Origin of the sequence: Legionella norrlandica, from assembly GCF_000770585.1 — a bacterium.
In the GTDB taxonomy this organism is placed as follows: domain Bacteria; phylum Pseudomonadota; class Gammaproteobacteria; order Legionellales; family Legionellaceae; genus Legionella; species Legionella norrlandica.
Genome location: NZ_JNCF01000142.1, coordinates 1 through 348, shown reverse-complemented (window position 1 = coordinate 348; position 348 = coordinate 1). Strand labels below are relative to the sequence as shown.

Sequence of the window (348 nt, the reverse complement as noted above, 5' to 3'; positions counted from 1 at the left end):
CTATTTTTTCAACCTTTTCCTAGCCTCATGTCTTCTTTCGTCCCCGGCTAATTCCAGGTAACGTAATTTATAATAGGGGTTTTCAGGTAATATATCCGTTGCCTTTTTAAAAAATGGAAGTGCTTCTTGTTTGTTATGGTAAAAAAAGAGCACGACATCCGCCTCAAATAATACATTTTAGCTAGTATAGGTCGTATTTCCTTTGTTTTATTTTCGGCATTGAGTGATATAAAAGTATTTAAATTAGATAGTAATTTTTCAATCCATGCTTTGTTATTTATTAAGAACTCAGCTTGTAGTTCCTTATGATCTTCGAAGGTAATAGGTACCTGATTTTTTCAATAAGGC

1 protein-coding gene is annotated in these 348 nt (G+C 32.8%); it reads right to left on the bottom strand.

All coding sequences use genetic code 11. The features are described 5' to 3' along the window. Positions 1 to 153, bottom strand: a complete 153-nt coding sequence (locus tag OK13_RS14690) for a hypothetical protein (protein WP_160264763.1) — start codon at positions 151 to 153, stop codon at positions 1 to 3. Positions 154 to 348 lie beyond the last annotated feature (195 nt).